The 19,521-nt window shown below is 39.2% G+C and carries 15 protein-coding genes; 13 read left to right on the top strand and 2 right to left on the bottom strand.

Going from position 1 to position 19,521, the window contains the following annotated elements:
- The first annotated feature begins 87 nt into the window (after nucleotides 1–87).
- The 6 genes from dnaJ (at nucleotide 88) to MOO44_RS06435 (ending at nucleotide 8,976) form a co-directional block, all read left to right on the top strand.
- Nucleotides 88–1,272 carry a molecular chaperone DnaJ gene (gene dnaJ / locus MOO44_RS06410; protein WP_260116318.1) on the top strand — a complete coding sequence of 395 codons (1,185 nt, stop codon included), beginning with the start codon at nucleotides 88–90 and terminating at the stop codon, nucleotides 1,270–1,272.
- Between the two features lie 118 nt (nucleotides 1,273–1,390).
- Complete coding sequence (lepA, locus tag MOO44_RS06415) at nucleotides 1,391–3,232, top strand: translation elongation factor 4 (RefSeq protein WP_260116319.1); 1,842 nt, start codon at nucleotides 1,391–1,393, stop codon at nucleotides 3,230–3,232.
- A gap of 142 nt (nucleotides 3,233–3,374) precedes the next feature.
- Nucleotides 3,375–4,637, top strand: coding sequence for a uracil-xanthine permease family protein (locus MOO44_RS06420; RefSeq protein ID WP_260116320.1), 1,263 nt, complete (start codon nucleotides 3,375–3,377; stop codon nucleotides 4,635–4,637).
- A gap of 113 nt (nucleotides 4,638–4,750) precedes the next feature.
- Entirely contained in the window at nucleotides 4,751–5,725 is a 975-nt protein-coding gene (locus MOO44_RS06425) for a hypothetical protein (protein WP_260116321.1), read from the top strand.
- A gap of 15 nt (nucleotides 5,726–5,740) precedes the next feature.
- The gene (locus MOO44_RS06430) at nucleotides 5,741–8,029 is read left to right on the top strand and encodes a bifunctional glycosyltransferase family 2 protein/CDP-glycerol:glycerophosphate glycerophosphotransferase (RefSeq protein ID WP_260116322.1); all 2,289 of its coding nucleotides are present in this window, start codon (nucleotides 5,741–5,743) and stop codon (nucleotides 8,027–8,029) included.
- Nucleotides 8,030–8,217: 188 nt separating this feature from the next.
- Nucleotides 8,218–8,976, top strand: a complete 759-nt coding sequence (locus MOO44_RS06435) for a DUF6198 family protein (RefSeq protein ID WP_260116323.1) — start codon at nucleotides 8,218–8,220, stop codon at nucleotides 8,974–8,976.
- A gap of 40 nt (nucleotides 8,977–9,016) precedes the next feature.
- Here the strand turns inward: MOO44_RS06435 and MOO44_RS06440 are convergent, their stop codons facing one another.
- Nucleotides 9,017–9,997: a LacI family DNA-binding transcriptional regulator gene (locus MOO44_RS06440; protein ID WP_260116324.1), complete on the bottom strand. Its 981-nt coding sequence runs from the start codon at nucleotides 9,995–9,997 to the stop codon at nucleotides 9,017–9,019.
- Between the two features lie 163 nt (nucleotides 9,998–10,160).
- Here MOO44_RS06440 and prmA point away from each other — a divergent pair, with 163 nt between their 5' ends.
- Genes prmA through MOO44_RS06465 form a run of 5 tightly spaced genes read left to right on the top strand, consistent with a single transcriptional unit; the run spans nucleotide 10,161 to nucleotide 15,147 of the window.
- Nucleotides 10,161–11,042 carry a 50S ribosomal protein L11 methyltransferase gene (prmA, locus tag MOO44_RS06445; RefSeq protein ID WP_260116325.1) on the top strand — a complete coding sequence of 294 codons (882 nt, stop codon included), beginning with the start codon at nucleotides 10,161–10,163 and terminating at the stop codon, nucleotides 11,040–11,042.
- Nucleotides 11,043–11,044: 2 nt separating this feature from the next.
- Nucleotides 11,045–11,785, top strand: a complete 741-nt coding sequence (locus MOO44_RS06450) for an RsmE family RNA methyltransferase (RefSeq protein WP_260116326.1) — start codon at nucleotides 11,045–11,047, stop codon at nucleotides 11,783–11,785.
- Nucleotides 11,786–11,796: 11 nt separating this feature from the next.
- On the top strand, nucleotides 11,797–14,025 hold the full coding sequence (locus MOO44_RS06455; RefSeq protein ID WP_260116327.1) for a RelA/SpoT family protein: 2,229 nt from the start codon (nucleotides 11,797–11,799) through the stop codon (nucleotides 14,023–14,025).
- Between the two features lie 25 nt (nucleotides 14,026–14,050).
- Nucleotides 14,051–14,497 (top strand): D-aminoacyl-tRNA deacylase, encoded by a 447-nt coding sequence (gene dtd, locus MOO44_RS06460; protein ID WP_260116328.1) that lies wholly within the window; start codon nucleotides 14,051–14,053, stop codon nucleotides 14,495–14,497.
- A gap of 11 nt (nucleotides 14,498–14,508) precedes the next feature.
- On the top strand, nucleotides 14,509–15,147 hold the full coding sequence (locus MOO44_RS06465; protein WP_260116329.1) for an HAD-IA family hydrolase: 639 nt from the start codon (nucleotides 14,509–14,511) through the stop codon (nucleotides 15,145–15,147).
- Here the strand turns inward: MOO44_RS06465 and MOO44_RS06470 are convergent.
- A complete protein-coding gene (locus MOO44_RS06470) occupies nucleotides 15,133–15,975 on the bottom strand; it encodes a fructosamine kinase family protein (RefSeq protein WP_260116330.1) in 843 nt (280 codons plus the stop codon). The two genes, MOO44_RS06465 and MOO44_RS06470, sit on opposite strands and share 15 nt — an antisense overlap.
- Nucleotides 15,976–16,323: 348 nt before the next feature.
- Here MOO44_RS06470 and hisS point away from each other — a divergent pair, with 348 nt between their 5' ends.
- Nucleotides 16,324–17,616, top strand: coding sequence for a histidine--tRNA ligase (gene hisS, locus MOO44_RS06475; protein WP_260116331.1), 1,293 nt, complete (start codon nucleotides 16,324–16,326; stop codon nucleotides 17,614–17,616).
- Between the two features lie 18 nt (nucleotides 17,617–17,634).
- On the top strand, nucleotides 17,635–19,431 hold the full coding sequence (gene aspS / locus MOO44_RS06480) for an aspartate--tRNA ligase (RefSeq protein ID WP_260116332.1): 1,797 nt from the start codon (nucleotides 17,635–17,637) through the stop codon (nucleotides 19,429–19,431).
- Nucleotides 19,432–19,521: the final 90 nt, after the last annotated feature.

The following is a 19,521-nucleotide window of genomic DNA, read 5'->3' on the forward strand; positions in this document are numbered from 1 at the left end:
AAAGTCGCTGATTGGGCTTTGGCTTTTTATTGTATTAAGGGATTGAATCCTTTAAAATGAAATTATTAGAAATTGAGGAGGGTAATAATGGCTCAAGAAGATTATTACAAGGTGTTGGGCCTTGATCGGGATGCTAGTGAAAGCGAAATTAAGCGGGCTTACCGGAAATTAGCGGCTAAGTACCATCCAGATATTAATAAGGCCCCGGATGCTGAGGAAAAATTTAAACAAATTACTGAAGCCTATGAAGTATTAAGTGATAAGGATAAGAAAGCCAATTATGACCAGTATGGATCTGCTGATGGTCCGCAAGGCTTTGGTGGCGGCGGTGGTGCCGGCGCTGGCGGCTTTGGCGGCTTTGGTGGTTCCGGCGGCTTTGGCGGCGGTGGCTTTGACGACATCTTTAGCCAATTCTTTGGTGGTGGTGGCGGCCGTGCCCAAAATCCCAATGCACCTACACCAGGTCGTGACTTGCAATATCAAATGGGGCTGAATTTCGATGAAGCTGTTTTTGGAAAGCAGACGACCATTAAGTATAATCGGGAAGCAACTTGTCAAACTTGTGGTGGAAATGGTGCTAAACCCGGGACGAAGCCCCATACTTGTAGCCGTTGTAATGGAAATGGTTACATTTCGGTTGAACAAAACACGCCGCTTGGCCGGATGAGAAGCCAACAAGAATGTCCAGTTTGTCACGGAACTGGAAAGGAAATTAAGGAAAAATGTCCAACTTGTCATGGAGCAGGAAAGACGGAACAAGCCCATGAAATTGCTGTGACGGTTCCTGCCGGAGTTGATGATGGCCAACAAATGCGCTTGCAAAATCAAGGGGATGCCGGTAATAACGGTGGTCCTTACGGTGATCTTTACATTCTCTTCTCAGTCAAGCCAAGTAAGTACTTTAAACGTGATAATACTCGTTTAATCTATAACCAACCAATTTCATTTGCGCAGGCTGCATTAGGGTGTGAAATTAAAGTGCGCTCTTTGAACGATGAACAAAAGTCAGAGGAAGGGCAAGTTAGCTTGAAAATTCCTGCAGGAACGCAAACGGGAACTAACTTCCGACTAAGGGGGAAGGGAGTTCCAAATGTTAACGGATCTGGCCGTGGTGATGAAATTATCAACGTGAAGGTAATTACACCAAAGGGATTAAACAAACGGCAACGTGAAGCGCTAAAGGAATTTGCTGATGCAAGTGGTGAGGATATTAATACCACTAAGAACCAGTCGTTCTTTGATAAAATGCGTGATAAATTCGATAAAAAATAATATAATGCCAGCCACGGTGCTGGCTTTTATTATCTCTAAATTTGTTATCAGTGACCGTGATTGTTATAATTAAGAAAAATAGTTACCGAACTGAAAAGGGAAAAGGTAGGACTTATAAATGGATCTTAAAGAAATGAAGGAACACCAAAAGTACATTCGGAACTTTTCCATTGTCGCACATATTGATCACGGAAAATCTACGCTAGCTGATCGCATCTTAGAACTAACGGATACGGTTGCTAAGCGAGACATGCGAAATCAACTATTGGATAATATGGAATTGGAACGTGAACGGGGCATTACAATTAAATTAAACGCCGTTAAACTCACGTACCATGCTGAGGATGGTCATGATTATGAATTTCATTTAATTGATACCCCAGGGCACGTTGACTTTTCCTATGAAGTGTCACGGAGTTTAGCAGCTTGTGAAGGGGCTTTATTGGTCGTTGATGCGACTCAGGGAGTTGAAGCACAAACACTAGCCAATGTGTACCTTGCATTAGATGATGATTTAGAAATCTTGCCGGTCATTAATAAAGTTGATTTACCATCTGCACAGGTAGATGACGTTAAGGCCGAAATTGAGAATATGATTGGATTAGATACTTCTGATGCCGCATTGACTAGTGCTAAAACTGGATTAGGGGTACCAGAGTTACTTGAAAAAATTGTTCATGATATTCCAGCGCCCAGTGGTGATATTGATGCTCCGCTAAAGGCATTGGTATTTGACTCAATTTATGATGATTACCGTGGAGTGGTGTTAAGCGTTCGTCTCGAAGAGGGGGTCGTAAAACCGGGTGATCAGATTCTATTGATGAATAGTGGTACTAAGTACGATGTGACTGAAGTTGGTGTCAATTCCCCCCATCCAGTTAAACGGGATTACTTGATGGCAGGGGATGTCGGATACATTACCGCTAGTATTAAGGATATTACCCAAACCCGGGTTGGTGATACCGTTACCTTGGCCAATCGACCTGCTGAAAAGGCACTTCCTGGTTATCGTGAAATGAACCCAATGGTTTATGCGGGATTATATCCAACTGACAATGCTAAGTTTGGGGACCTAAGAGAGGCGCTAGAAAAACTCAAGTTAAACGATGCGTCGTTGGAATTTGAACCTGAAAATTCACAAGCCCTTGGATTTGGTTTTCGGTGTGGCTTTTTAGGTTTGTTGCACATGGATGTAGTTCAAGAACGACTGGAACGAGAATTTAATCTGGATTTGATTACCACAGCGCCTTCAGTTACCTACCATGCCTTTACTAATGATGGAAATGAAGTAGATGTTCATAATCCGTTTGAAATGCCAGATGCTTCAGCAATTAAGCGGATTGAAGAGCCGTTTGTTAAGGCCACCATTATGGTTCCAAATGATTATGTGGGAGCGGTGATGGAACTCTGTCAACATCGACGGGGGCAATTTGAGACGATGGATTATCTTGATGATACCCGGGTCAATGTAATTTATCATATGCCGTTATCTGAAATTATTTTTGATTTCTTTGATAAACTAAAGTCTGGCACCCATGGTTATGCATCCCTTGACTATGAAGTTGATGACTATCAACCTAGTGACCTGGTTAAAATTGATATTCTGTTGAACGGTGATCGTGTCGATGCACTGAGTTTTATTTCTCACCGTTCATTTGCTGCTAGTCGGGCTCGTGATATCGTTGGGAAATTAAAGACGATTATCCCACGACAAAATTTTGAGATTCCAATTCAAGCTGCAATCGGGGCAAAGGTAATTGCAAGAACCAACGTGAAGGCCTACCGAAAGGACGTTACTGCAAAGCTTTATGGTGGTGATCGGACGAGACGAATGAAGCTGTTGGAAAAGCAAAAAGCCGGTAAGAAGCGAATGAAAGCCGTTGGAAAGGTTGATATTCCACAGGAAGCGTTTATGGCGGTGCTTAAGACTGATGAAGATGAATCTGATGGCTCAAAGTAAACTGAATGTTGATGTAGCATTTAATGTTGAATAGTTTTAAATTGAAACTAACCACCACTTAGCAATTGATAAGTGGTGAAAATTTTGAACCCTCATTAACACAATTAAGTTAATGAGGGCTTTTTTGAAGGGAAGCTTTACGATGAATAATCTATTTCATAATGATGATGCTGTTTTAGATGTTAATGATAAACCCAAGTTCCTGCCTTGGATTGGGTTATCGCTTCAGCATATGTTTTCAATGTTTGGAAGTACTGTCATCGTTCCATTGCTAGTGGGCTTAAGCCCTAGTATTGCCCTTTTCTCATCCGGGGTGGGAACGTTATTACACATTTTAATTACTAAGCGTCAGATTCCGGCGTACATGGGGTCTAGCTTTGCGTTTATTGTACCAATGGCAGCCCTGATGAAAACGACCGGCTATCCTGGAATTGCCCAGGGGGTCGTGACCGTTGGAATTGTCTATTTAATCGTTGCGGGGTTGATTGCAATGATTGGTAAGGACTGGATTGATCATTTATTACCACCCATTGTAGTGGGACCCATTATTATTGTAATTGGCTTATCGCTTGCCGGAAGTGCTGCAAAGGATGCAATGATGAATAATAACCACTACGACATTAAATTTTTTATGATTGCGTTGTTAACGCTATGCTTAGCCGTATTTTTTAATATGTACCTAAAGGGCTTTCTGGGCTTAATTCCGATTCTATTAGCAATCGTTTGTGGGTACTTAGTTTCAATATTTGCTGGATTAGTTAACGTTAGTGCAATCGCTAAAGCCCCGTGGTTCGAAGTCCCACCATTTGAAGTTCCATTTATCAACTATGCATTTCACTTAAATATCGGTGCGATTATTGCAATTGCACCGATTGCATTCGTGACAATGACTGAACATATTGGGCATATTATGGTCTTGAATGAATTAACCCACCGGGATTATTTTAAATCACCGGGTCTGAACCGGACACTGGCTGGGGATGGGGCAGCGTCAATTGCTGCTGGATTATTAGGCGGTCCTGCTGTAACTAGTTATGGTGAAAACATTGGGGTAATGGCAATTACTAAGGTCCATAGCGTGTATGTTTTAATGGGAGCTGCAATGTTTGCAATTATTTTTGCATTCGTTAACAAATTAAATGTTCTAATCATGCAGATGCCGGCCCCCGTAATTGGTGGAATTAGTTTTTTATTGTTTGGAACCATTGCGGCTAGCGGAATTAAACTAATGATTGAGCAACACGTCGATTTGGATCGCAAGCGGAATTTAATGATTGCCTCGATTATTTTAGTAATTGGGGTTGGAAATGCCTATTTGCAAATTGGCAATCAATTTCAATTTACCGGACTCGCGCTTGCAACGGTATTTGGAATTATTTTAAATTTACTTTTACCACGTAAATAGTTAAAGCGATAAATTCATAGTGATGCCACTGTTTTAATAAAATTGCGGTTGCTTATGGATTCCTTTATAATTAAAAATAATCATTAAATTTAATAAATTTTAGGAGAATTCGGATGAAGTTTATAATCAATTTAATACCTAATGACACGTTAGACGAATCGAGCCTAACCAGCTTCATGGACAATATTACTAATCAATACCATAAAAGCGAATTAGAAATCGTAACTAAGGGCGCCGTTTTAAAAAATAGTGGGCTTAATGGCGTGGTAGCTGAACAACAACTGCCAATCACCCAGTACAATGACGTTAGTGAATTGGTATCCATAAGTGATGAAAGCACCTATTGGCTGAACTTACAAGTTGATGATGCCCTATTACCAAACGCCATTATGCAATGGGAAAATACGTTGAACCGTCATCCTAATGAGTTACTAATGCTTAACACCATTAATAACGATACTTCTATCACTGAGCAATTAGATTCAAGGCTTAATAGGATTTCAGAAGTGAAGTTAAATACGATTAGGCATATTTTTGACATTGATGAAAATACTGATTTATTTGAACTATCCCTCCGCGATAAATTAACCGTGTTACTGGGATTACAAAGCTATTACGTGAACGATCGGAATAACCGCTATCGGACCTTCTTTAGAAGAATCGATCTTAATTGCCGCAATGTTTTATATCGAATTAATCAACGGAAATTAGCAACACATAAATCTGAACTGGCTGAATTATTATATGATTTAATTGATAACGATGAGTATGTTTATTTAAATCAACCCACTTTAATTTTAAGTGCAATTGATATTCCTACTATGGTTAACGCATGTTCTCAGTTAATTGATAATTTAGCATTCATTTTTGATGAAAAGATTAAGAATGCTTATTTAGCGGCGCTTAATAGTCAATTGATTAGGACCGTTAAAATGATTTTTGAATCTAATTTAACTCCTGCTCACCGAGAAATGCAACTAGATGAACTAAGGTCTGCTGCATATGACGTGGACCCAGAACTAAGGGAACGAATTAAGTTAGTTCCTGATCGCAAGGGTTTATTACATTCAATTAAAAAACGATTTTAAGAGGAGGTTGCAACCATGAAGTTTAGCATTATTACACCATGTAAAGCTGATGATTTAGAGCGGCTATCACAACTGAAAGCTAATTTAGAATCACAGACTTTTAAACGATTTGAGTGGATCATTGCCTGCAATGATTTCAATAATTATTTTCAAGAAAGCGATTTTCCCACTCAAGTAGTGCCATATAAACCGGATACGATTGGGGCAGCTAGAAACGCTGCTTTAGATGCTGCAATTGGTGATTACATTGTGTTTATTGACGCGGATGATTTTTTAATGCCAAATGCATTTAAAAATTTAAACCATATGACGCCACGGAACGCCAGCACAATCATCGATTTAAATCATTATAAAACCTATGAGACTCAAGCAGCTTTTCTTAAGGATTTAGAAATTAATCAACGGCCCGCTGATTCGCTTCCTGATTGGGGTGGGAAAAAGAAGCGGAAGCCACGGACGCATAGTTTAAACCTAATGCCTGCTGACTTAAAACATTTAGGGTTATCTAAAAAGGCTGACCGCTGGTTGACTAATAAATACAATATCTATTCTGGAGAAACCCGCTATGATCAATTATCAGGACAATTAGTTCTGGCCGGTAAAGTGATTGAACGCCAATTCCTATTAGATACTGAAGTCCGCTTTGATACCGAGAATGATTTATATTCTGATATTCAATTCATGATGGGCATATTGAATTATAGTAAGCGAATGGTTAAGGTGAATGAACCTCAGTATATAACTGTATATCATAATGATCCGATCAATGACCCTTCGAACGCACAGTTAGTTAGAAATGATCGTTGGCAGTTAATGGTAGCAGCTTGGATTGACGGTTATCAGAATCTGACCAACGATCGTTTTAAATTGGCCTTTGCCGAGTATACGCTTAAACGTTTAAATCGGTATCTCTATAATTCAATTTTAAGCCAACGGGATTCAATTGGTGATGTTGATACAACGTTGCATGTGGTTAGTAACTACCTACAATTAATTGATAAGCGGGCGTTAAGCAGCGTTAATATTGTTAGCAGAAAAATCATTAATGCCTTGATAAATCAAAATTATAAGTTAGCAAAACGCCTAATGGTTTCATTAGTGTTCGAACGAAACGCACGAACACTATTACGCAGTCATGGACGTGGCATTACTAAACAACTCTATCAAAGCGTCTTTACCAGGATGCCAATCCAATCGAACGTTATTTTTTATGAGTCGTTTTTAGGTCGTAATTATTCCGATAACCCTAAATACATCTATGAGTACATTCAAAAACACTATCCTGGTAAATACCAACACGTTTGGAGTGCCTCGACACCAATGGTCAGCGAATCGTTGGATGGCCAACCCGATACTACGGTTGTGAAGCGCTTTGGTTTTAAGTACATGTATTACCTAGCTACTTCTAAATTCCAAGTCTTTAATTTAAGACAACCCCGCTGGTTCGTAAAGCGGCCAGGGACCAAGTTACTTTCCACTTGGCATGGGACTCCGTTAAAGCGGTTGGTATTTGATATTGATAATGTTGTTAATGCCACTCCAATGTATAAACGAAACTTCTATGAACAGTCACGCCAATGGGATTATTTAATTGCGCCTAATCAATTTTCTGCGGATGTCTTTAGCCATGCCTTTATGTATCCACAATCAAAGATGATTAAATCTGGTTATCCTAGAAATGATATTTTAAATGCTCCTGATCGTGACCAACGGGCAATTGAAATTAAGCAACGCTTAGGAATTCCATTGGATAAAAAAGTGATTTTATATGCACCCACTTGGCGGGATGATGAGCGGGCTAGTGGGAATGAATATAAATTCCAATTACGCTTGAACGTTGCAAAGCTGCGTGAGAATTTTGGTGATGATTATGTCATGATTTTAAGAACGCATTACTTTATTACCGATCGAATTGATACTACGACGTTTGGTGATTTTGTTTATAATGAATCTAATTATCAAGACGTATCAGAACTATACCTAGTTTCAGATATTTTAATTACCGATTATTCGAGCGTCTTTTTTGATTATTCAATTCTAAAACGACCAATTTTATACTTTGTATATGATTATGATAACTATGCTAAGGTCCTACATGGCTTTTATTTAGATATGCAAAAAGATCTCCCCGGACCATTGCTAAAAACGAATGATGAGCTAGTCGATGCAATTAAAAATATCGACCAAATCAAGCAAAAGTATGCACAGCGTTATCAAAAATTTGATCAACGCTTTGATGCATGGGAAAATGGAAATGCTTCCGAACAGGTAGTGAACGTCCTATTAAATGATTCTAATAATTAGTGAAAACGGTTACTTAAATAAAAAAAGTCTCTAAAAAGGCTTGATTTTTTGAGCAAATGTTATATAATTTATTTTGTTATGAATTTCACAATGCAAGTTTAAATTTCAGGTTTACTTTTAATTTGTTAAGTAAACATGTCTTTGTTAATTAGATTAAATATTCACAATTTAGGATAGGAGATTAAATTATGGCTTCTGGACGTTCGACTCGAACGATCTCAATGACTAGCGCGATTATTTATTTCGTGATTTCATTGATTATTAATTCCGCGGGAAATGTTTTGACCTTGGTTTCAAGTGCTAAGGTTCACCCAGCATTTTTAGGTTCAGCATATTGGACCGCTGCTGAAAGTAACTTAGGAAAGGCACTGTTAGGACCGGATAATCCCACTGCGTTATTTTGGGCATTCTTTGGATTAGGTTTGATTATTACTTTCTTGAACATGATTTTAGTAGGGAAGTGGAGTTGGAACCGGTTAATTGGAAATGTTTGTTTCTTGGGACCTTTCTCCCTCCTGATTCAATTATTCTCAAACGTTTTTATGAAGGTATTTCCCGAAGCGCATGGAATTGGAATGGTTATTTTCTATATCTTCCTAAACTTCTTAGGAGTTACTTTTATTGGGCTAGCAATTTCAATTTATCAACGTGTAAATATTGCATTACATCCAGCCGATGATTTAATGCAGATTTTACGATTTAAGTTCTGTAATGGTAGTGCTACTAAAGCGATGTGGTTATCTTACATTCCACCTACTATTATGGCTTTGATTGCTGCCTTTATTACGCCAGGGCCATTATTGATTAAGTTCGCTAACTTTGGTTTAGGAACGATCTTTGCATTCCTATTCCAAGGAAGTATTACTGGAATTTCTGATAAAAAGGTATTCCCATCACTTAAGCATCAAGCAATTGATGTTGGAACGGTTGGAGAATCAGATAAATAATTTGATACCTATGAAAAAAGACGCCATTTGGCGTCTTTTTTCATAGGTATGTTTTAACGGTGGTCTTCAACTTAAGGTGGCTAGTTGATTTGTGTTTGCCATTAATCTGATCAAATAACATCAGAAATGATTTGGCACCCATTTCTGATGCTGGCTGTTGGTTAGCTACGACCGGCAAATTCAATAGCGATAGGTAGGGGTTATCATCAAAGGTCCCAATTTGAATGGATGTAAGTTTTTGAACTTCAACTTCGTTTAAAATAGCACTTAAAATGGTGTTATCAGTTGCATAGATTCCATCGCAGGCCTGGTTAATGATTAATTGACTTGCTAGTTGTTTCGCATCATGATAGTCTCCATGACAAAATTTAACAATGTCAGCATCGAAGGTAATTTGATGTGCTAAGAGGGCTTTTCGGTAGCCACTTAGCCGTTGGGAGCGGTGTTCAAAGAGTTGATTACCAATGATTCCGATTCTTTCGACCCCGTTTTTAATTAGCTGACTGACAACGTTATAACTACCAGTACAATTATCGACTAGCACGCTATCAAAAAAATGTGCTTCCGTTCGATTAACCGGTCGATCAATAAAAACAACTGGTGTTTCACCAATTAAATGGCGGTAATGATTGATTTTTCCGGTGCTAGCAATAATAATTCCTTCCACCATTTGGGTACGCATGGCCTCAACTGCATTAATTTCATTACTGGATCGTTCGCCAGTGGTTGCAACGATGACTTGGTAATTAACCTTAGCAGCCCTGGTTTGAATGGTTTCTAATATTTTTGCAAAAAATTGATTTTCAAAAGTGGGAATAATGACGCCAATGATCTGGGTATGGTTGGTTTTAATACTTCTAGCGATTAAGTTTGGCCGATAATGATTATCACGTGCCACTGTGTGAATTAATGTATGGGTGGCTTGCGAAATTCTGGAATCGTTATTCAATGCCCTAGAGACTGTGGACTTAGAAAAGCCAGTTAAATTAGCGATATCTTGGATGGTAATTGCTTTTTTCATGGGTAGTGCCTCCTTGTTAGTTAATCTTATCACATTCAAATATTGGTTTGCCTTTTATTTAAATTTTGATTATCATTAATACAAATACTAACGACGATTAAAATGACGTGATTAATCACTACTTAAGCTTAATTACGGTGCATGGTAGAAATGAGGAACTAAGATGGAGTGGCAAGAATTAACGGTAAAAACAAATAATGAAGCCGTCGAGGCAATCAATAATATGCTAATGGAAGCAGGGGCAAGTGGAATTCAAGTGGATGATGACCAAATGGTCGTAGTGATTCACGCCTATTTTAATGAACAAATCAAAATTAATGAATTGATTCCTGAATTACAAGTCCGGATTGATCAATTAACTGACTTTGGATTAGACCCTAATCCGGCTCAAATTAGCTTAAAACCAGTTAATGATGATAGTTGGGCTTTGACCTGGGAAAAATATTACCATCCGACCCGGTTGACCCGCTTTTTAACCGTTGTTCCAGATTGGGAGAATTATCAGCCACAAAGTTCAAATGAACTAATCATCCGATTGAATCCTGGACGTGCATTTGGGACTGGGACCCATCCCACCACAATTTTAACCCTACAGGGATTAGAAACCGTTATTCGTGGTGGTGAATCGATGCTTGATGTTGGGACTGGTTCAGGCGTTTTGAGCATCGCAGCTAAATTAATGGGCGTTAAGTCGATCAAGGCGTTTGACTTGGATGAAGTCGCAGTGAAATCGGCGCTTGAAAATATTAACTTAAATCCGGTTGCTGATGATGTGATCGTAAAGGCCAACAATATGTTGGATGGAATTGACGATGTGGTGGATATCATTGCTGCAAACATGCTTAGCGATGTAATTGAGCCATTGATTCCACAAGCCCGTAAAAATTTGAAACGCGGTGGTAAGATGGTTATCTCGGGGATTATTAAACATAAGTTACCACTAATTATAACCACGTTATCCCAAAATGGATTTGTGGTAAGTGAAGTAATGGAAATTGATGATTGGCGTGGTATCATTGCCACTAAGCCAATGGAAGAGGCGTAAAAATGCAACATTATTTCTTGAATCAATCAATTAAAGTGGGACAGTTAATTTCAATTCCCACTGAAGTTAAAAAACATTGGATTAAGGTAATGCGAGCTAGTGATGGGACTAAGGCTGAGTTCGTTGATGATCATGAACGGGTATTTATTGGTGAGTTAGTTCAATCGTCCACCACTGCTTCAATTAAGGTACTTTGTGAAAAAGCTTTCAATGCAGAGCTACCGTTTTCAGTCACAATTGTTTGCGGAGTCTCTAAAAATGATAAGGCTGACTGGATAGTTAGAAAGGCTACCGAAATGGGGGTCGATCGGGTCATTTTTTTTGCTTCAGAATGGTCCATTGCTAAGTGGCCACTCAATCGGGTTCAAAAAAAATTATCAAGGCTGAATACCATTGCATTGAGTGCAGCTGAGCAATCGCACCGAAACCGGGTCCCATTAGTTGATTATCAACCCAAGTTGGAATCGATTATTGCTGCTGATTATAGTCAAAAAATCGTTGCGTATGAGGAATCAGCTAAGGCTGGTGAGGAATCAATGTTGCATCATTGCATTAATCAAATGCACCTAGGTGATTCACTGGTTGCGGTATTTGGTCCAGAAGGTGGAATTGCTCCTAGTGAAATTGCATTATTAGAATCATATGGCTTTAAAAAAGCGGGACTGGGTCCGCGAATTTTAAGAACTGAAACTGCACCGTTATACTTATTAGCAGCAATTTCAGCATTTTCAGAACTAAGTTAAGGGGTGATTTAATGTCGCAAACGAAAGTGTTAGAATCAAATGATGTTATCAACAAGGTGGCTACCTACATGAAGCCTGATGATGTAGCAATGGTTAAAAAGGCCCTTAAATTTGCTACAATTGCGCATTCCGGACAAAAGCGTCAGTCTGGTGAAGCATATATTGTTCATCCGGTTCAAGTTGCTGGAATTCTAGCTAATTTAAATATGGATGCTGAAACCGTTAGTGCCGGCTTTTTGCACGATGTAGTTGAGGATACCGGTGCTGAGTTAAGCGATATTCAGGAACTATTTGGCAGTGATGTTGCCTTAATCGTTGATGGGGTCACTAAACTTAGCAAGATTAAATATAAGTCCCATAAGGAACAACTGGCTGAAAATCACCGTAAATTACTGTTAGCAATGTGTAAGGATATTCGAGTGATGATCGTTAAATTAGCCGATCGGTTACACAACATGCGGACGTTAAGTCATTTAAAACCAGATAAGCAACGTCGAATTGCAGATGAAACGATTGAAATTTATGCCCCCCTAGCTGACCGGCTCGGAATTGGGACGATTAAATGGGAGCTAGAAGATCTATCACTGCGTTACATTAATCCCGGCCAATACTATCAAATTGTTAATTCAATGAATTCTAAGCGGAAGCAAAGAGTGGATTATATTAACGAAGCAATTGCCGAGGTAAGGGACTCCTTAAAGGGGATGGACATTAAAATTGATGCCATCTACGGTCGGCCTAAGCATCTCTATTCGATTTATAAAAAAATGCATAATAAGCATAAAAAATTTGAAGAAATTTATGATCTCTTCGCAATTCGAGTAATTGTGGAGTCGGTTAAGGACTGTTATGCAGTTTTAGGGGCGGTCCATTCTAAGTGGAAACCCATGCCTGGTCGATTTAAGGATTACATTGCAATGCCCAAGGCAAATATGTATCAATCATTGCATACAACGTTAATTGGACCTGAGGGGAAGCTATTAGAAATTCAAATTCGAACGGCAGAAATGCATCGGGTTGCTGAATATGGGGTAGCTGCCCACTGGGCTTACAAGGAAGGGATTAAGAGCGAGGTTAAGAGTAGTAATGATAACACCAAGTTAAATTGGTTTAAAAAAATCATTGAACTGCAAGAGGACACCGATGATGCATCTGATTTTATGCAAAGTGTTAAGGGCGAACTATTCGGCGATCACGTCTATGCATTCACTCCTAATGGGGATGTCTTAGAATTACCAAAGGGAGCAGGTCCATTAGACATGGCCTATACGATCCATACCGATATTGGGAACCACACTACTGGTGCACGGGTTAATGGTAAAATTGTGCCCTTGGATTACCGAATTAAAAATAGTGATTTAGTTGAAATTATGACGTCATCTGCCTCCACGGGACCGAGTCGCGATTGGATTAAATTGGTCTCAACTAGCAAAGCTCGGCATAAAATTAAGCAATACTTTCGAAAACGTGATCATGATAAGATGGTGGAAACTGGTCGTGAAATGCTTGCATCTAACATCAAAGAAGCTGGCTTTAACGTCAATGAAGTTTTGAATGATGCTAATGTTACTAAGAGTGCTAAGCGCCTGGATTATAAGAATGCTGATGATCTATACGCAGCAGTTGGCTTTGGTGACCAACAGGTCAATACGGTTGCACATCGTTTAACAAGCCACATTCGTGCGGCCCAGGAACTGCAAAGACAAGAAGCAGAGCAACGCGATATTTTAGAGGAACACCAAACGATTCAAAATGAAAAAAAGAAAAATAAAAAGAAAACCACTTCAATCGATGGCATTGTAGTCGAGGGAGTTTCTAACCTGCTAGTGCGGCTAAGTCACTGTTGTTCTCCAATTCCAGGGGATGAAATCGTTGGTTACATTACGCAGGGAAATGGGATTTCAGTTCATCGAATTGATTGCCCGAACGTTAAGAAATCAATTGCCACTGGGCAACGACTAATTAACGTTCATTGGGATGACGAATTGAACCAGCGTGAGGAGTATGCCTCTTACTTAGAAATTGATGGTTATAATCGGAACGGATTATTGAATGATATTATTAAATCCATTAATGGTATTTCTAAACACCTTTCTTCGGTTCAGGGTAAAATTCATAACGAAAAGACGGTTACCGTTTCCGTTGAAATTGGGGTGAAAAATTTAAATCAACTCAATTTAATCATCGATCATATTAAGAATATTCCAGATGTATACGTGGTTAAAAGACCGTTTAAATAGTTTTTAATGGGGGGGGGGCTTATTTATGAGAGTGGTATTACAACGAGTAACTAATGGACAAGTTTCAATTGATGGTCAGTTGCGCGGAAAAATTGGCGTTGGGTTCGTTTTACTAGTCGGGGTCGCTGATTCTGATGGAGAAGCAGAAATTGAATACTTAGCAAATAAAATTGCTAAAATTCGGTTGTTTACCGATGATGCTGGAAAGATGAACCTAAACTTAGCAGCTGTAAATGGTGCAATTCTTTCGATTTCGCAATTTACTCTATATGCTAATACTGCAAAGGGCAATCGGCCTTCATTTATTGGAGCCGGGAAACCTGACCATGCAAATCAAATTTATCAACAATTTAATGCCAAACTGGCTAGTTTAGGTTTTGATGTTCAAACCGGTGTGTTTGGTGCTGATATGCAAGTTGAATTGACAAACGATGGCCCAGTAACAATTCAATTTGATACTGATAATAAGTAGGGGTGATTAATTTGCGTAGTTTGTTTTGGGATTTCGATGGGACCCTTTTTAATACTTATCCCATGATGGTAAGGGCATTTGATGAGACCCTCCAGTTACTAGGGATTGATGAAATTGAAATGGATGATCAAGCTTACTATGAGGAAATGCGCCGTCATTCTGCTGGTAGTGCAATTAGTCGGTTTGCTGCCGAATTCAATCTTTCTGAATCTGAAATTAGACCACCGTTTAAAAAACTTCAAGACCGGTTGGTAATGGATAGTCAACCATTTCCTGGAGCAATTGAAGTCTTAAAATGGAACGTCGCAAATGATGGACAAAATTTTTTGCTTACCCATCGTGATAGTTTATCGCTTTCTATTTTGGACCGGTTTAAAATAAAAGGGCTGTTTACTGATTTTATCACCAGTGAACAGTCCTTTCCCAGAAAACCCAATCCGGGGGCTTTAAATTATTTAATTGATAAATATTCAATTAATCGTGACCATGCAGTAATGATTGGTGATCGAAAATTGGATATTGAGGCGGGACACAATGCCAATATTGATGGCTACTTATTTGATCCAGATGGCATTATCCGTACTACCGGGAATCCCGAGGCTCGGGTGCCGTTGCTTACGGAATTGCTACCAGCATTAAAACGGCTCTAAGACATTATCTAATGCTGGACCGTATGTTTCGCCAAATAATACTAAATGGACTAATAAGTAGTAACTACGATACCAACCAAGGCGTTTTTCAACGCCTTTTTTTAGTGGATAAATGGAATTATATCCTGAATAAAATTCCTGACTAAAACCACCAAAAACGGTGGTGACGGCAATATCGAATTCCCGGTTGCCAAAGAAAACATCCGGATCGATTAAATATGGTTTGCCATTTGAAAAGGTAAAGTTACCAGACCATAAATCACCGTGTAATAAGCTTGGAGTTACTGGTTGGTTAGCATAATATTCGTTAATTTGCTCAATCATATTACTCATATGCTGACTGCGATTTTTATTCCAACGTTGCTTTTGTTTAGCTAGTTCGATTAATGGTTTTAACCGTTGTTCAACGTAAAATGTCTGCCATTTGGATTGCCATTGATTATGCTTAGGAATTTTGCCTACTGTAAAATCATGGTCAAGGCCAAATTGATCACGATGAATCTGGTGGACCCGTGCTAACATTTGACCTAATTCAAACTGACTACCACTGGATTGATCTAACCATTTTAAAATTAGATATCCATCACCGTTAATTTCACCAAATGCGACTACCTCTGGCGTGTTTGCTGCTTGACTCAATAGCTTCAGTCCCTCGACCTCGTGGGCAAAGAACTGCTTACCGCGTCCTGGTTGCACCTTCATAAAGTATTTATGGGTACCATCTGAAATAGCGTATGATTCATTGATATCACCACCACTGACGGGTTCAAAATGATTAATATTTGCAACTGGTAACTGGGCTAACCAGTCTGAAGTTAAATGATACATTGAACGCACTTCCCTTTTAAATGATGTGTTCATTATAACTGATTTGAAATTAGGGGGTAAATTATCTTGACTTTTTAGTTCAATTCGATTAATCTTAACTTGAATTATAAATTAGACCGATGAAAAAGAAGAGTACGTTTTCACAATCGTTAGAGAGTATCTGGTTGGTGTAAGGATATGTTTTTGAAAGCGGAAGGACACTTTTGAGGTTAATAGCTCCGGCTATTCGTCGCATGGACGTTACCTATTAGCAATAAAAAAGGTGGTACCGCGCTCTTGCGCCCTTGTCAAATTATTTTGGCAGGGGCTTTTTTTATTGGTCTAATTGATTATGTAGGAGGATTCCGTATGAGATATCAAAAACCAAAGGGAACTGCGGATATTTTACCGGGTGAATCGGAAAAATGGCAATTTGTTGAAGAAACGGCACGAATGTTATTTGCTGATTATCGCTATCGGGAAATTAGAACGCCAATGTTTGAGAATTACGAAGTATTCTCCAGAACTTCAGGTGATACTTCAGATATCGTAACTAAGGAAATGTATGATTTTGATGATAAGGGCGATCGCCACATTGCACTACGTCCTGAGGGGACTGCAGGGGTGGTTCGGGCATTTATCGAAAACAAGTTGTATGGCCCTGAACATCAAAAGCCGGTTAAGGTATTTTACATGGGACCAATGTTTCGGTATGAACGGCCCCAATCAGGTCGACAACGGCAGTTCAATCAAATCGGGGTTGAAGCATTCGGCAGCGATGAACCTAGTTTGGATGTTGAAGTAATTGCAATGGCAATGGATCTTTTAAAGCACTTTGGAATTAGTGATTTAAAAGTTGCATTGAATACACTGGGTGACACAGAAAGTCGTGATGCTTATCGCAAGGCATTGATTGATTATTTGGAACCACATTTTGATGAATTAAGTGCTGATTCTAAACAACGGTTGCATAAGAATCCTTTACGGGTGTTAGATAGTAAGGATGCTAATGATCAAAAGATCGTTGCCGATGCTCCCCAGATTTTAGAATATTTAACTGATAATGCAAAAAAACATTTTGATCAAGTTAAAAGCCTCCTGGATAGTCTTGGAATTAAATACGAGGTTGATCCAGAAATTGTACGGGGACTAGATTACTATAACCACACTATCTTTGAAATCATGGCTAATTCTAAATCCCTGGGTAGTGGTTATACCACTATTTGTGCTGGTGGTCGGTACAATGGGTTAGTTGAGGAATTAGGTGGCCCTGAAGTTTCTGGAATTGGGTTTGGACTAGGTGTCGAACGACTATTATTGTTGATGGAATCAGAAGGCGTTCAATTTCCAAACTTAAATCAATTAGATGCTTACGTAGTTGGAATTGGATCAGACACTGATGCTGCCTCACTACAAGTGGTTCAAGCGTTACGTGCAAATGGTTTTTCTGCGGATCGTGATTACTTAGCTAGAAAACCCAAGGCGCAGTTCAAGTCGGCTGATAAGTTAGGTGCAGATTATACGCTTACGATTGGAAACCAAGAATTAGCTGATCGAACGATTCACGTTAAGCAAATGCAGACTGGGACGGAAGAGACCGTTTCGATTGAAGATGTTAAAAATGATTTTGGTGCAGTGATTGATAAGCACTTTAATAAATAAATTGGGATGGTGGAATAAATGAAGAACAGAACTACTTATGCTGGGTTAGTAAATGAAGATTTACTAGGCCAAAAGGTAATTTTAGATGGATGGGTTCAAAAACGACGGGACCTTGGAAAACTAATTTTTATTGATTTAAGAGACCGTGAAGGAATCGTTCAATTAGTGTTTAGTGAAGATAATAGCAAGGAAGCGTTAGCTGTTGCTGAAGATTTAAGAAGCGAATACGTAATCCAAGTAGAGGGAACCGTAGTTGCTCGGTCCGAAAATGAAATTAATCCTGATATGAAGACTGGAAAGGTTGAAGTAGAAGTTAATAACGTTACTTTATTCAACAAGGCTAAGACCCCTCCATTTTACATTCAAGATGACATTAATGTTTCTGAAGAATTAAAATTAAAGTATCGTTACTTAGACCTTAGAAGACCGGAAATGTTAAAGGGATTAAAGGTTCGAAACCGAATCTTACAGTCAGTTCACAGTTACTTTGATAGCCAAGGTTTCTTAGACATTGAAACTCCAGACCTTACAATTTCAACTCCTGAAGGGGCACGTGATTATTTGGTTCCATCGCGGGTTCATAAGGGTGGTTTCTATGCTTTACCACAATCACCACAGTTATTCAAACAACTGCTGATGGGCGCTGGACTAGACAAGTACTATCAAATTGCACGGTGTTTCCGTGATGAAGACCTTCGGGGAGATCGTCAGCCTGAATTTACCCAAATTGATATGGAAACCTCATTTAAATCCGCTGAGGAAATTCAAGACATTACTGAAGGCTTAATTAAGAAGGTAATGAAGGATACTTTAGACATTGATGTTAAAACTCCATTTAAACGAATCACTTGGCAAGAATCAATGGATCGCTTTGGAACCGACCAACCAGATGTTCGATTTGGAATGGAATTAAAGGATGTTTCAAGCGTAGTTAAAGATTCTGAATTTAAGGTCTTTGCAAATGCGGTTGCTGATGGTGATCAAGTTAAAGCAATTGCTGTTCCCGGTGGTGCTGATGCATATTCTAGAAAGGATATTGATAAATACACTGACTATGTCAAGCGATTTGGCGCTCAGGGGTTAGCATGGCTCAAGGTTACCGATGATGGATTTAGTGGGCCAATTGCTAAGTTCTTTAAGGATGATGGAATCTTTAAACAATTATTGGATGCCACTGGTGCAAAGAGCGGTGATTTGCTATTATTCGCAGCCGATCGGAGTAAGGTAGTTGCTGATACGTTGGGTTACCTAAGAACAGCGATTGCTGAGGAACAAAACATGATTCCAAGGGATGTCTTTGATTACCTTTGGGTGGTTGATTGGCCACTATTCGAATATGATGAAGGAATTGGTCGTTGGGTTCCTGCCCATCATCCATTTACCATGCCAAATGAGGGCGACGAACACTATTTGGATGAGGGTGAAGATCCACACAAAGCACATGCACAAAGTTACGATATTATCCTAAATGGTTTGGAATTAGGTGGGGGTTCAATTCGGATTCACACCCGTGAGTTACAATTGAAGATGCTACGTGCATTAGGCTTTAGTGAAGAACGGGCTCAAGCCCGGTTCGGGTACTTCTTAGATGCCTTAGAATATGGTTTCCCACCTCATGGTGGATTGGCAATCGGGTTGGACCGGTTTACTAGATTATTGGCTCAACGTGGTAACATCCGTGATGTAATTGCGTTCCCTAAGAACTCTAAGGCGGTTGAACCAATGACGGGGGCTCCTGCTGAAGTTGCACCTAAGCAATTACTGGACTTAGGAATTGAAGTTACTGAAAATGACAATGATCATTCAAAAGATTAATTAATAATTTCACTTATGAGGGGAGAATCTTTGATTCTTCCCTTTTTTGGGTTTTAAATCTAATTTTTGGTGTTATACTTATTTCATGAT

The sequence above is a fragment of the Nicoliella spurrieriana genome, from assembly GCF_023380205.1.
In the GTDB taxonomy this organism is placed as follows: Bacteria; Bacillota; Bacilli; order Lactobacillales; family Lactobacillaceae; genus Nicoliella; species Nicoliella spurrieriana.

Coding starts and splice junctions, on each gene's coding strand:
- dnaJ (WP_260116318.1), top strand. CDS start 88: ATGGCTCAAGAAGATTATTACAAGGTGTTGGGCCTTGATCGGGATGCT.
- lepA (WP_260116319.1), top strand. CDS start 1,391: ATGGATCTTAAAGAAATGAAGGAACACCAAAAGTACATTCGGAACTTT.
- MOO44_RS06420 (WP_260116320.1), top strand. CDS start 3,375: ATGAATAATCTATTTCATAATGATGATGCTGTTTTAGATGTTAATGAT.
- MOO44_RS06425 (WP_260116321.1), top strand. CDS start 4,751: ATGAAGTTTATAATCAATTTAATACCTAATGACACGTTAGACGAATCG.
- MOO44_RS06430 (WP_260116322.1), top strand. CDS start 5,741: ATGAAGTTTAGCATTATTACACCATGTAAAGCTGATGATTTAGAGCGG.
- MOO44_RS06435 (WP_260116323.1), top strand. CDS start 8,218: ATGGCTTCTGGACGTTCGACTCGAACGATCTCAATGACTAGCGCGATT.
- MOO44_RS06440 (WP_260116324.1), bottom strand. CDS start 9,997: ATGAAAAAAGCAATTACCATCCAAGATATCGCTAATTTAACTGGCTTT.
- prmA (WP_260116325.1), top strand. CDS start 10,161: ATGGAGTGGCAAGAATTAACGGTAAAAACAAATAATGAAGCCGTCGAG.
- MOO44_RS06450 (WP_260116326.1), top strand. CDS start 11,045: ATGCAACATTATTTCTTGAATCAATCAATTAAAGTGGGACAGTTAATT.
- MOO44_RS06455 (WP_260116327.1), top strand. CDS start 11,797: ATGTCGCAAACGAAAGTGTTAGAATCAAATGATGTTATCAACAAGGTG.
- dtd (WP_260116328.1), top strand. CDS start 14,051: ATGAGAGTGGTATTACAACGAGTAACTAATGGACAAGTTTCAATTGAT.
- MOO44_RS06470 (WP_260116330.1), bottom strand. CDS start 15,975: ATGTATCATTTAACTTCAGACTGGTTAGCCCAGTTACCAGTTGCAAAT.
- hisS (WP_260116331.1), top strand. CDS start 16,324: ATGAGATATCAAAAACCAAAGGGAACTGCGGATATTTTACCGGGTGAA.
- aspS (WP_260116332.1), top strand. CDS start 17,635: ATGAAGAACAGAACTACTTATGCTGGGTTAGTAAATGAAGATTTACTA.